This window comes from Sphingobacterium sp. HMA12, from assembly GCF_002933815.1.
Classification (GTDB): domain Bacteria; phylum Bacteroidota; class Bacteroidia; order Sphingobacteriales; family Sphingobacteriaceae; genus Sphingobacterium.
This window is the reverse complement of record NZ_BEYR01000004.1, coordinates 397,427-410,259: the sequence shown is the minus strand read 5'-3', so window position 1 is coordinate 410,259 and position 12,833 is coordinate 397,427. Positions and strand designations below refer to the sequence as shown.

At 38.5% G+C, this 12,833-nt stretch carries 11 protein-coding genes; 4 read left to right on the top strand and 7 right to left on the bottom strand.

Annotated features, from left to right (window positions below):
• Window positions 1-346: 346 nt before the first annotated feature.
• From HMAT_RS20915 to HMAT_RS20900, 3 genes are all read left to right on the top strand, one after another.
• Window positions 347-814: a RadC family protein gene (locus HMAT_RS20915; protein ID WP_104384803.1), complete on the top strand. Its 468-nt coding sequence runs from the start codon at window positions 347-349 to the stop codon at window positions 812-814.
• 735 nt (window positions 815-1,549) lie between these two features.
• Entirely contained in the window at window positions 1,550-1,864 is a 315-nt protein-coding gene (locus tag HMAT_RS20905) for a hypothetical protein (protein WP_104384801.1), read from the top strand.
• Window positions 1,865-1,921: 57 nt separating this feature from the next.
• Complete coding sequence (locus tag HMAT_RS20900; RefSeq protein ID WP_104384800.1) at window positions 1,922-2,554, top strand: hypothetical protein; 633 nt, start codon at window positions 1,922-1,924, stop codon at window positions 2,552-2,554.
• Between the two features lie 118 nt (window positions 2,555-2,672).
• Here HMAT_RS20900 and HMAT_RS20895 read toward each other — a convergent pair whose 3' ends face one another.
• The 6 genes from HMAT_RS20895 to HMAT_RS20875 form a co-directional block, all read right to left on the bottom strand.
• Window positions 2,673-3,755, bottom strand: coding sequence for a hypothetical protein (locus HMAT_RS20895; protein ID WP_104384799.1), 1,083 nt, complete (start codon window positions 3,753-3,755; stop codon window positions 2,673-2,675).
• Entirely contained in the window at window positions 3,752-4,270 is a 519-nt protein-coding gene (locus HMAT_RS20890) for a DUF4365 domain-containing protein (RefSeq protein ID WP_104384798.1), read from the bottom strand. Before HMAT_RS20890 ends, HMAT_RS20895 begins: the two co-directional genes overlap by 4 nt.
• 398 nt (window positions 4,271-4,668) lie before the next feature.
• Window positions 4,669-5,358 carry a DUF4145 domain-containing protein gene (locus HMAT_RS20885; RefSeq protein WP_158656035.1) on the bottom strand — a complete coding sequence of 230 codons (690 nt, stop codon included), beginning with the start codon at window positions 5,356-5,358 and terminating at the stop codon, window positions 4,669-4,671.
• A gap of 413 nt (window positions 5,359-5,771) precedes the next feature.
• Window positions 5,772-5,912 carry a hypothetical protein gene (locus tag HMAT_RS27105; RefSeq protein ID WP_158656034.1) on the bottom strand — a complete coding sequence of 47 codons (141 nt, stop codon included), beginning with the start codon at window positions 5,910-5,912 and terminating at the stop codon, window positions 5,772-5,774.
• A 183-nt stretch (window positions 5,913-6,095) separates the two neighbouring features.
• A complete protein-coding gene (locus HMAT_RS20880) occupies window positions 6,096-6,833 on the bottom strand; it encodes a hypothetical protein (RefSeq protein WP_104384796.1) in 738 nt (245 codons plus the stop codon).
• 158 nt (window positions 6,834-6,991) lie between these two features.
• A complete protein-coding gene (locus HMAT_RS20875) occupies window positions 6,992-10,177 on the bottom strand; it encodes a S41 family peptidase (RefSeq protein ID WP_233789477.1) in 3,186 nt (1,061 codons plus the stop codon).
• A 516-nt stretch (window positions 10,178-10,693) separates the two neighbouring features.
• Here HMAT_RS20875 and HMAT_RS20870 point away from each other — a divergent pair.
• Window positions 10,694-11,884 (top strand): MFS transporter, encoded by a 1,191-nt coding sequence (locus HMAT_RS20870; RefSeq protein WP_104384794.1) that lies wholly within the window; start codon window positions 10,694-10,696, stop codon window positions 11,882-11,884.
• 117 nt (window positions 11,885-12,001) lie between these two features.
• On the opposite strand, the gene HMAT_RS20865 is transcribed toward HMAT_RS20870, so the two are convergent.
• Window positions 12,002-12,742 (bottom strand): phosphatase PAP2 family protein, encoded by a 741-nt coding sequence (locus HMAT_RS20865; protein ID WP_158656033.1) that lies wholly within the window; start codon window positions 12,740-12,742, stop codon window positions 12,002-12,004.
• Window positions 12,743-12,833 lie beyond the last annotated feature (91 nt).

Genomic DNA, 12,833 nt, shown 5'->3' with positions numbered 1-12,833 from the left:
ATGGACACTGGCTACCTTCCTTTAGAAACCCATCAATTACAATACGTGCAAAAAACTTCATCATTTTAGGCCTTATATTTAAGCTTGACTCTAAAAAATAGCTTAAGCGACTACTATCCAATGCCTTATATCTAACCAAGCGGTCAATCCGAAGACAAGTCTCTAAAAGTCAGTAAAATGACCACCAATTTTACCAATCCGTTATATTGATTTTAACATAGAGCTTTTCCTTTTAAAAACCCAATCGCTTAAAAAATTATGTATCTCCCGCTCATTAAGGGTATATCTTAATCATCCCCCCACTTGGCCTTACAGGGTAATCAATCTTTAAATACACAATCAAATCATGAAAAATCTACTCAATGTTTCAGAAATTCGGGTCGAGTTTGTTCCCGAATTTAAAATTTCAGAATGTCCATTAATTACCAATTCACAGCAAGCCTACAAAATATTGATGCAGGTCTGGGACAGATCGGTTATGAGCTTTTTAGAAGAGTTTAAAGTTATCTTACTTAACAATGCAAACAAAGTGTTGGGAATTATAGATCTAGCAAGAGGAGGTAGGGATTTCGTGCCTGTTGACATGAAAGTTATCTTTTCTATAGCGCTGAAAGCATCAGCATCTAAAATTATACTGGCGCACAATCATCCATCAGAACAACTTCAACCGAGTTCCGCAGACAGAGCAATTACAAAGAAAGCAATTGAAGCAGGTAAATTTTTGGACATAGAAGTCTGCGATCATCTAATAGTAACGCATGATAAATACCTCAGTTTAAAAGATGAGGGATATTTTGACATTGATAATCAATAATTATTTATCTTTGTATTGTATTAAAATATTGAAGAAATAAAGCGTTAGCTTAAAGTTCTTGTGAAAGAGAAAACCTAGGAAATTTTCAATTGCACAACAAGAGCGGATAAGGTGACGTTCTACGCTATATATAAGCGTGGGGCGTACCTATCTGTTTTGTTTGTGCAGGGTTCTCCTAGGTACCTCTCTCAGCAATTCAGCTCTAGGTTACGTCCCACGCTTTTCCATTTATTAACCACCGTTAAGGGACTCACCGGTTATCAATTTATTGACAAATGAAATTCAAATCTTTTTTTGTTGCTCTATTTATGGGCACATTATTTCTAGGCTCTTGTGCATCTGGAGTTATTTGGAGCAGGATCGGTATGACTGAAACAGAATTCCTAAACACCAAGAAAAATCGTAAACGTGTCCATCTAGTTCAGGAGAGCATGACTAAATCTATTTACAAGGCAAATGATTTCAATTTTTTCTTTTATTTCCAAGACAAAATTTTAGTTGAAAAAAATGAGGGTCAAAGACAATCTGACTTTATTCTTGAAAATAGAAACAGGTAAAATTATAAAGCAAAATTTAGATGCACACAGTTTTAGCAATCATTATATTTTTGGCAGTGCTTTTTTGGTTTAATTCACAAGGTGTCTTACATAAATCCAAAAATATTACACTCCTCATTATTCTAGGTCTATGCGTCATCGTAAGCCTTCTTAATACAATTTTTATAAAATAATTATTATGGCCATAACTTATAAAACACGAGATGGAGGTAATTACAGAGGCTGGGACTACGATATTTCATTAGACTGGAAAGATGATTTAGTTATTTCTATTTCACCTGCTTTGGTATACAATAGTGTCGAAAATTTTTCCAACAAGCTTTTTGAAATTCGTGCAAAAAACACTTATACCTTTGTAAAGAAGTTCCGTTTTCTAGGAATTTTTTCTTCTCCTATACCTCAAATTCATAAAGGACATGCTGTTGCTAAAGAATATATAGACGAAAAACTAGGGGATTGCAATTACAAAGAGATTTTTAAATCTATCCTGTAATAAGATATAGCCTCTTCGATGAGAAGAGGCTTTCCAACCTTATAAAATTTATTTCAAATGATACGACTTTATCTAGCAATATTCGCTGTCATTCTAATTGGCTTAACATTGAGCGAAATACAAAATGGTGAATCTATCGTGGTTATTATCATTTTAGGCACCCTAGCCTTGATTGTTTGCTCCTACTTAGTGTATAGTATTTTTCACGATGTCTTCTTTCTAAAAAGGGTCAAACGTGCATTTGAGAGGTTATCATTTGAGAGTCTTTTACAGGGCAACAATCAAACATATATAGTGGAAAGCTTAATGTTTGATTGTTGCCCTACATCACCTGTTGCCACTGCTGAATTTACAGTCTCAGGCCAAAAGGAAAATGAAACTGAGGGTTTCCTTCATATTATCGACCATTTGGAAAACAAAAGCTATAACCTATATATTTTCAATATTCAAATATCTAAAGACGTTCACATCTTTAATGGGAAGTACAAGGATCAGATAAAATTCAACCTATATGCCCCAATAGCTAAAGCTATGGCTAAAAAGGACTTGTTATCAGTTAAATTCGACCGAGAATATAAATCGGGTAAGTTGCGTTTTTCCTATACTGTTGAAGTACCATCTAAAAAGATCGGGGAATCTGAATACTGTATCGATTCAAATTGGGGTTATTTAAAGGGATTGAAATTTTAGCAAGACTTGAAGATAACCCTCCTTAATTCTTAACACCCTACATCTCACCAATAATCATCCCACTCACTTGAAACTTGGAGGGTTTCGTGAGTGGGAGTAATTAAAAAAATTATATGTTTTAATTACGCCTTACCTCAAATGCCATTACTTCAATAAATTTATATTGCGTTTTCATCTTCTTTAATATTCCAGAAATTTCAATATTACGCCCTTCTTTATGAGCGTCAACAGCTTCTTGATATTGTTCACTACTCAACTTAGCTTTTACTCTTACTGGCATCTGATCAAGTAAAGTTCCGATAGTAATTTCATTAGAATTCCCCTCTGGATTACTCGACTTAAGATTGATAACTCTCCCCAAAAGTCGTGTTTGATTCTCTTCATTTAGAGTTTCGTCAAGCTTCTTAATCAAAGAAGATAAATTGGCTAATCTATTATTGTAAATACCCTCAGTTTGAATTTTCTTAGTATCATTAATATCACTAAAACTGAATTGGATATTCTCACTTTTTGTATTTTCATAAATTTTCTCCAAATCTTTTAATAAATTAATATTCAAGTTTTCTTGGTTCTCGTCAAAATGATTTTCATCAAACTGTCCATTCGATTCGAAAACAGAGTTACTAACATAAGAAATTACTGAAATCAGTTTTGAATTTATTTCAGATGCTCTTATCTCATCTCGAAATATTTGTTGTTCTTTTATAATTTCCTCAGATGGCAATTCTATTTTTGCAACAAAGCTACCAACCTCCGTTTGTAAAAATTTGCAATAATTTAAATATCTTAATGCTTCAGCCGGCTTAGACTTGGTCACTATCTGAGGATTTAGGACAAATGATGCTGTATCAACTAACAAATCTTTTAATCCATCAATTAGTTCTTCAAATCTATGGAAGCCAATTTTTCCTAATATAGTATCATTGTCATGAATTCTTATAGAAAAAACTGAATTGTTTTCAGCAATTACCACAGAAAGCTCATCAAAAGATAGTTCATAAATATCAGCTAAAATAGTAAGTGTATTTTTTAGAAATTTTTCATTGTCAACACTATTATTAATTCTTGGAACAGGTAAATCATAGGCGTCCTCAAATCCTAAATCCGCAGGAGCTCTATAATAATCAAATTTTTGACTCTCAGCCTGTAAGAGCCATCCTCTATTTGAAATATACCGTACTATTTGTGCACTTGTAATCATGCGTAATGTTGATCAAAAAGTTCTCTAAAAAAGTCTATCCCAATTTTATTCTCATAAGGAATACTGATCCTTATAGTATTTGCATTTTGAGACTCTAGCATATTTTCATCAGGATAAAAATAATAAACAATTTGATTTAAATTAAGACAATTTTCACCAATTAATGCCCACTCATTTTGGTCGTCAGGTAAAATTGCTAGAACTAAAACTAAAGGGGCATTTCCATCATTAAATCTATAAATCAAATCATTATAGGTTTTTACTTCGAGATCAAATCTTAAATGATCTTCATCAAATACAATACGGTGTCTTTCTGTTGCTTTTAATTGAAGTTCTATATATTTACCTGATTGAATATGCCTTATTTTACCATTTCTATTTTGAATATAATCAAATGTAACAGAGAAATCTACACCACCAGTATCATCAGGTTTTTGTAATTTATAACCTTTATAATTTGCTATTACTGAAACAAATGCATTTGAAAGCTTTTCCTTAATTTGCTCTATGGTCATTGCTAGTATTATTGGTAATATGGCATTCCGTTACGGAATTTCTGCCATTAAGATACGCCAAACTTCATAAATATGAAACCTTATTTCATAAAATTTCATATTTATAGCTTCGCTGTTTGTCATACTTAATGTTTTATAAATCCCTCCACTTCATAAAAGCACCTAAATCTTTTTAATTAGTGCTGCGCACCCATTAAAAATCTTCAAGCTTTTAGAGTTTGGCTCGCCTGCTTAATCTCTCAGGCTTCGCTCTTGTCAATATTTTTGATAAGCCCAGGTCACAAGCCCCTTTTTCAAAAATATTGACAAGAAGCTTCGTCTATTTCATAGATATCGTTGAATCGTGCTAAGCACTTTTTTTCAACGACCTTCGTTCAACTCGCAGGAGGCGAGCGATTCTAAGCCCCTCTTTGCGGTGTTTTTTGTTTAATTTGATCGACGGCTCTGTCTACGATTTCAGATTCCAATAGATTCTCCACAATTGAAAGAACTTGAAACAATGTTTCTTTATCAGGTTTATATCCTCTATGAGCAGAAGCATTTCCAGCATCAATTGTTGTTTCTAAAACCTGCGCTTTTGAACTGGTTATAATATTGTTCTCTACTAATTTCTTAATTTTTTGTTTGAAATTACCTGAATCACCAATCTTCTCAACAATGTAAATATCCAACAATGTGCGAATTCCTGTTAAGGCTAAAGTGAAAAGTTGTTCGTTTACAGCTATGTAAACTTCCCTAAGAATATCAACATATTTTATCGGTATGTTAATGACCCAATTTGGAATAGATCGAATAGCTCTTTTGGGAAAATAAAAAACTTGGTCGGTTTTATCAACAGGCGGAGCACTCCTTAATGTATGTTTAAAGTTAATCTTATCACAACCTCTGCATTTCGTCAAAAGCCATATATTTCCAACAACCTCCCAGACCGATTTTATATCATCTCCTTTATCGTTCCGTAATATAATCTCTCTTGGCCCGATTTCAGAAGTGTGAAACAGAACATCTTGATTTGTATCGTGGTTACAATTATAACAATGAGTTTTAATTGTTTTTATCTCAGGTTTAGAGCTATCTTCCTTTTCCAATTGAATTATTGTATGGTATTATAAATGAACTTGCGATTATTAAAATAGAAAAAATATTTCATACAATATCAGAGATTACAAAAAAGGGTTCCCATACAAGTTACTATATATACCAAAAATCCTCCTTAACTTTATACAAAGAGAAAGGAGGATTTTCATATAAATTAGAGAGAACAAATGCGAGAACAAAGGCCTAATTCAGGCTGTAAAAACAGTGTTAATTAACAATATTTTAAATTACTGTTCTAACAATAAATACATCTAATATCTTTTAAATCAGGAAATTGAAAGGAAAAATTAAGCTTCAAATGATTAATTAAGAGTCTGTTGCTCTACCAACTGAGCTACGAAGTCATTCGATAGATCAAATGTAAGATTCAACAAAGAGAAAGTCAAGTATAAAAGTAGATTTTTTATTCTTTGTCTTTCATTTTTTGTTCCATGGCTTCGATTGCCTTAAATGTACGTTCATACATTCGTTCCACGAAATCATATAATATGCGATAACTACCAAAAAACCTCTTCGGCAAAGTCCAGATTAGCGATATATGCATCTGATATCTACTTATAAACTGTCAAAAAAGTCTGCTGGTCATCATCAACAGAAGCGATATTGACGGATAGTTCCTCATAACGGGGAAATACCTTATCAAATACTTCAAAATATCATCGGTGCATCGGCCGGTCTGCACGTAAAGCCAAGCAAAAAATAGAATGCCTTCATGTGGCCCAAGTTCCTACCTATCTGAAGTAGCAATTAGTCCCATGATCATTGGTCTAACCTCCATTTTAATAGACTTATTTATAACTTTCTTGTCGCACTTTTTTAAGCGAACGACAGCAGTTTTATACCCGATCATTTGTGCATGTAGCTCCTGATCTTTACGAAATAACGACTGTGGTACCCAAAGCTCAAAGCGACCATTTTCATCAGCTTTGGTATGGTAGTTTTCAACTGACACGTCAGTTCCCATCATGCTGCCCTCGCCAGAAGCACATACAATTTTTCCCGCGATCTTCACCTTAATGCTATCCTGATTTGACAATGCAGGTTCACTTTGGAGACGTTGGCTTGAAATTGTCTGTTTTTCGACAGATTCCGTCACTGCTAAGTCTTTTGACTGTACTACAGCTACTTCACCTGTTGTGAAGGTTTGCGCCTGTACCCCAGGCGAGCTCAATGCACCGATCAGCATCAATCCGGCAGCAACACCATTCCACCTATTAAGCCATAGCGGATTTTTTGCAAAAGAAAAACTGGCATCCAGTTCACGTAACAGCTGATCTTCATAAAACCGGCCACAGAGTCCCTTGTTGGATTTTGTAATCTGATCAACGATTTCCTGATCACTCATCTGCGAAAAATCAACGACCATTTTTTTACACTGCCCACAAAAACGTCCCTGTTCTTGTGCTGTCATTTCGCCCCAATCCGCTGTGCAGGCTTCTTTTACTTGTAATATGATCTTTTCCATGTCTATTCCTTTTATGTTTTGAGAAGGGATGCACAAAAGATCAAGATTTCACAAGAGCAGAATAAAATAATTTTAAAGAGCTGTAAAGAGGCACTAAGGGAATTAATCTTGCTATTAGCTGGAGGGGATACCCCTCCAGCTATAGCCGTTTATTATTATTACTTGAGATCGGCTAAGATTTCTTTCACTGCACGCTCCAGCTGCGGATCTTTATTTTCCATACGATCCTGCACTGTGTTTTTCACAAAAATATCAGGTGCGACACCTGTCTGCTCCAGATCCTGACCGTCCAGCGTATAACAACCCCAGGAAGGTAGTCGGTAGAAAGACCCGTCGACCAGTCCTTTCCCTGAGGTAAAGATGATCCAGCGGTAAGTTTCATTACCGATGATTTTACCTAGTTTCAATGCTTTGAATCCGGCGGCGGTCATCTCCGCGTCACTCAGGGACTGTTCATTGATCAACAGTACGATCGGCTTGGCAGCAGGCGCGAAATTACTCTGCGGAGCACGCTTTCCACCGCGATATTGCCACTGTAGGTAAGGGCGCTGTGACAAAAAACGCAATACTTCATCGTGTACATTTCCTCCGGTATTATAACGTAAGTCCAAAATAATTCCTTGCTTGTTATTTTCCTGCTCAGCCATATCGATAAGAAAACGTTGCAATTCTCCGCCCGACATATTCTTCATATGTGAATAAGCAATTTTATTGTCACTCAGTTTGTCTACACGGCTGCGGTTATCCTTGATCCATTCATCATAAATCAATTCTCTAAAAGCTGTACTGGAAACCGGACGCACATTAGTATGAACTTCTTTGCCATTACGGCTTAGCGTCAGCTGCACTTCCTCTTCCAATGATGGCCATGTAAAATAACTATCCCGATCTACCGCTGTGTTTAATTTTACACCATTGACAGCCACTAGCACATCACCCGCTTTAATATCCACCTCTTTCTTTGCCGCAGGTCCATTGCCTATAATCCGGCTGACCTTATATGGGTTTTCGCTATCATATTCTACTCCTATTTCGTTGGTCACGAAGCCAAAAGGCTTGCGCTCTTCAGCTCCCATCGAACTAAAGCCTAAGTGTGATGAGTTGAGCTCGCCCAACATATCGTTCAGGAGAATACGCAGATCATTACGGTCATTGATTCCCGGCAGATATTTTTCGTATTTCTTTTTGGTTGCCGTCCAGTCTACCCCATGAAAATTGCCATCATAAAAGTTCTCCTCCAGATTGGCCCAGGTCTCATAAAACATCTGGTTAAATTCTTTCTCCAGATCTCTGTTGAATTTAAAGCTCATGGTTATCGCATCAAACTTGTTGCCCTCCAGACTATATTTCTGTATAGTACCTCGGTTCAGCACAAAGTACTTGCCTGCCGATTCTTGTACCTGTCCCATGCCACCTTCGATTACCTTTTCAGTTTTTGGAGCCGTGAATGGTTCATATACGGTACGGTAAGCGCTGAATTTACCTTCATGGTCAGACGAATAGAATACATAGGTCTTATCTGCCTTTTGGATCACCAAAGGGCTGTACTGTGTCCCGGATGCAGGACTGACCTGTTCGATACGATCGCGCAAACCCTCAAGATCAAGCTGTACCAAGACTGTTTTCTTCGGTTCTGGACTAGGAGCTGCCGTCTTATTCGTATCTGCATTGGACTTACTCATGTCCTTGGCGGCTTTTTCTTTTTTAGGCGCTGTCGGCTTATTTGCGACCGAATCTTTTTTTATAGCGGGCTGAGCAAATAATTCGTCAAACTTGGCACTGCGATACGGTTGGTCAAAATTGGTCAGCGCCATACGGAAGATGCTCGAATTTTGCATCCCGGTAGGGTATGAGGGCTTCGTCCTGTTGCTCGCAAAATAAATATACTTCCCATCCGGAGACCAATAGGGGTTGGTCTCGGAGACACCGGTATTGGTCAGGTTGGTCGTTTGCCCGGTCTTAAGGTTATGGACAAAGATGTCCTGTTCAAAATTGCGCATTGCCGTAAATAACAGATAATTACCGTCAGGCGAAAATGAGGGGGAAGAATTTTGGAAGCCCCAGATTTCATCTTTAACCACGGTCTGGCTTTTTAGACTCCCTAGATCCATTGTTCGTACCTCATCGCGGCCGCTTAGGTATACCGCTTTCGTCCGATCAGCGTTAAAGCTAATGTCGCGGTTGTTTCGAAGGTCTTCGGTCAGCTGCTTCACCTCACCTTTTCCATCTGCGGTACGGGAAAACCAGTTCTGATATCCCTGGTAGGTTTGACTATAAAGCAGCGTTTTACTGTCCTTGAGCCATTTAACTTCCATGACACGTTCCCCTTTGCCCGGCATCTGACGCACAAATTTGCCTTCACTATCGGAAACAAACAGCTCACCTCTGGATATAAACGCTATCTTTTTACCGTCGGGCGAAACGTCAAAATCGCTGATATTGCCCGAGACATTGAACTCCTTCAGCTTGCCAAGTACCTGATTGCGGTTTAAAGCGATATTGGGCTGTACCGTTTTTTTCCCGGCGACATCATAGATATAAAGCTGATACCCCTTTTCAAATGCAATTTTATCGCCGTTTGCTGATACAAAAGGACGTTTAACAGATTCTGTAAAACTTGTAAGCGCTGTTTTGGTCTTACCGTTCAGCTGATACAGGTTATATTCGCCGTTGTTTTCATCCGAAACATAGTATATGTTTGCTTTTTGATCTGTTGTTGGCCAAAGATCTTTTCCAACGTAGTCTGTATATTGCTGAAAGGCTTTTGTCTTGGGGTTATAGGAACGGATATCCGGGTTGAATGCTCCTTTATAGCGTTTGCGGTTTGCCGAACTGTATCCTTCCCAGCTATCGTTAAACAGGAGCTCTCCCGAAGGCGTAGGAACGATACCACTGATATAGTTGAAAAAATGTGGAAATAAGCGTGTTGCCGTACCGCCGTCCAAAGAGACCTGATAACCAGCCATACGATTATAACGTGAGGAAGTGAAATAAAGTGATTTACTGTCCCAACTCCAGCTGTCCACTTCATCCGAGGCATCATGTGCTGTCAATTGACGGATATCCCCACCAGCCAAAGGCATGACATAAATATCCATATTCCCGTTTTGATTGGCAGAGAATGCTAACCATTTACCATCCGGAGAGATTCGGGGATTGATTTCATTGCCTTCCATACCCGTAAGCCGGACAGCAACACCTCCTTGGCTCGCTACTTTCCAAAGATCTCCTTCATAGCTGAATACCATCTCCTTCCCATCGGGTGTCAATGTGGGGTGAGACAAAAATGTCGGTTGCTGCGCAACGACATAAGCAGTTCCGCCGTAGGCCAGAACTGCACTCAAAAGCAGTTTTTTTATCATTATATCTAGGAGGCTAATAATTGTTGCCTGTAACAAAAATAGAATACGTTATCGAAAAACTATTGACGTATTGCGAATTTTACATTTTGATTGTATTTTGGTCTGACATGAGTAGGTCGTGTTTTAACAACTTCGTATATTTAAATAAAAAAGGTGGGTAAATTCAACATCTGGCTCCTGATCATCGTAGATGTGGGGTAGGATCTAACTATGGTTTAGAAACATGTATAAACCTTATAATAAGGTGTTTAACATAACAAAATGTACACAAGCGCATAAAAGAAGATAATTATCACATTCACTGTCGGCACAAACCGAAGCGTTAGAAGATAATTTTCACTTATTTTGAATATAATTTTCAACTTAATTTATTGCCTTTTATACTCTTGTCAAACCTTAACGATATTTTCCTTCGGGACTGGGTGATTAAATTTCTTTATTGATCCTGTCGTAAAATGAAATACTTATCCGTAACTTTGCACGCTCAAATCAGGAACTATGGACACTACGCTAACTCTCTCAGAGGAAGATCTTTATCATAAACGTAATCGCATTCGGATTGCGGTATCTCTTTTCTTTTTTTGTCAGGGTATTGCTTTTGCCTCTTGGGCTAGCCGTATTCCTGTCATCAAGGAACGTCTTCACCTGAGCGAAGGGCAGCTGGGAACCATTTTATTGATGCTTCCGGTAGGTCAGCTGGCCACAATGGCTCTTTCGGGTAAATTGGTCACCAAATATGGTAGCGCCAAAATGCTGCGTATCGTACCGATTGCTTATGCATTGGTCTTGTGCTCCATCGCCTTTGCTCAAAATGCCTGGCAACTGGGTGCTATTCTCTTTCTTTTTGGCGTAACAGGAAATATGTGCAATATTTCGGTCAATACTCAAGGGGTGGCTACCGAACAGATCTATAAAAAATCCATCATGACTTCTTTCCACGGCGCATGGAGCATCGCCGGCTTTACAGGCGCATTGGTCGGACTGCTCACCATGAACCTTGGCTTGGATACTTTATCGCATTTTTTGATCATATTGGCCTTCGTCACCGGCAATACATTCATTAATCAACGCTATCTGGTTCCGGGAAAATCACCACAGAAAGAAAGGCGAAGCTTTTTTTCCAAACCTGAGGGAAGTCTTTTACAACTGGGCATCATCGGCTTTTTCAGCATGGCAACGGAGGGCGCCATGTTTGACTGGAGCGGGGTATACTTTAAGGAGATCGTTCATGCACCCGAAAAGTTCGTGGTTGTGGGGTATGCTTCTTTTATGATCATGATGGCGACGGGCCGTTTTGTGGGTGACGCCGTGATCCGTAAGCTGGGACGCAAAAGAACCTTACAATATAGTGGGCTCCTGATGTTCGTAGGCATGATGACCTCGGTTATTTTTCCTCAATTTATTATATGCACACTTGCTTTTATGCTTGTGGGCATCGGTGTCGCCTGTAATGTACCCTCTATCTATAGTATCGCCGGTCAAAACAAAAATGTGCCATCGGGCGTGGCATTGGCGATGGTTTCGAGCATTAGCTATCTCGGTTTTTTAATGGGGCCACCACTGATCGGCTATATCGCAGAAGCATTTAGTTTGCGTTATTCCTATGGTGTTTTCGCCTGCTTCGGCCTACTCATGTTTGGCATGGTCGGAAGGCTATCCTTATTTAGGGAAATGCCGTCAAATACCTAATCACTACTGGTCTTAGATAGCACATAACTTCGTTTTTCGCTGATTTGATCTTCGCTGGTTCTGTTGACATCTTGTCGCGGCTAACTCCGGGTGTTTTTCGTCTGCTTTGCTTTTTATTTACCCTTGCGGTGTTCGATCCTGCTTTGACCTGCGCCGGTCTACTGTCACTGGGAGAACCGCTCTCATTAATTTGATCTGAGGGAACTTATAGTTAAATACCAAAAATTTATTGCGTGAAATCATCGGCATAACAATAAAATAAATACAGGTAGTCCCCACACCCAACAGTGATCCAAAGCCAACATCTTCGAGGAAGTGCTGTCCCAGATAAATCCGGGAATAACCAGTTAACGCCGCCAGAATAAAACAGAACAGCCCCATTTTCTTGCTCTTGGAAATAATGGCAATCGTGGCCGCCATGGCAAATGCAGATGTTGTATGGCCGGAAGGGAAGGAATTGGTGTAGGCTACCGGCAACCAGGAGACAACGTGCAATGTCGGATCCCCACGAAACATCGCTGCCGGACGCTCAGCATGAAATATGCTTTTCAAAACACAGCAAACTACACCCGAAAAAATATAGGTCCCAAAAATCCCTTTCGCGAAATTCCACTTTTTCAGAAAGCAACACACAGCGGCCAGGGCAATAATGCTGATCCCATCCCCAACGAACGTGTTCACTGTCATGAAAATATCCGCCCAGAAAGCATGGTGACTATTAACAAACTGGAATGATTCTCTTTTGGTTACAAAAAGCAACAGAAAGGCAATCAGCAGGAACCATATACTAATTATATGGAAAAAAGTGGGGTTGGTATTATATATTTTTTTCAATTGTTTCTGAATCACTTTTATCATCGCTCGCATTTTATTGGGCAAAATTAGCCACCAAAGATTAGTAAGTCATTAATTTGTAATAAAATTTAAATTAACACAATTTTTACCAATC

Coding starts and splice junctions, on each gene's coding strand:
- HMAT_RS20915 (WP_104384803.1), top strand. CDS start 347: ATGAAAAATCTACTCAATGTTTCAGAAATTCGGGTCGAGTTTGTTCCC.
- HMAT_RS20905 (WP_104384801.1), top strand. CDS start 1,550: ATGGCCATAACTTATAAAACACGAGATGGAGGTAATTACAGAGGCTGG.
- HMAT_RS20900 (WP_104384800.1), top strand. CDS start 1,922: ATGATACGACTTTATCTAGCAATATTCGCTGTCATTCTAATTGGCTTA.
- HMAT_RS20895 (WP_104384799.1), bottom strand. CDS start 3,755: ATGATTACAAGTGCACAAATAGTACGGTATATTTCAAATAGAGGATGG.
- HMAT_RS20890 (WP_104384798.1), bottom strand. CDS start 4,270: ATGACCATAGAGCAAATTAAGGAAAAGCTTTCAAATGCATTTGTTTCA.
- HMAT_RS27105 (WP_158656034.1), bottom strand. CDS start 5,912: ATGCATATATCGCTAATCTGGACTTTGCCGAAGAGGTTTTTTGGTAGT.
- HMAT_RS20880 (WP_104384796.1), bottom strand. CDS start 6,833: ATGGAAAAGATCATATTACAAGTAAAAGAAGCCTGCACAGCGGATTGG.
- HMAT_RS20870 (WP_104384794.1), top strand. CDS start 10,694: ATGGACACTACGCTAACTCTCTCAGAGGAAGATCTTTATCATAAACGT.
- HMAT_RS20865 (WP_158656033.1), bottom strand. CDS start 12,742: ATGATAAAAGTGATTCAGAAACAATTGAAAAAAATATATAATACCAAC.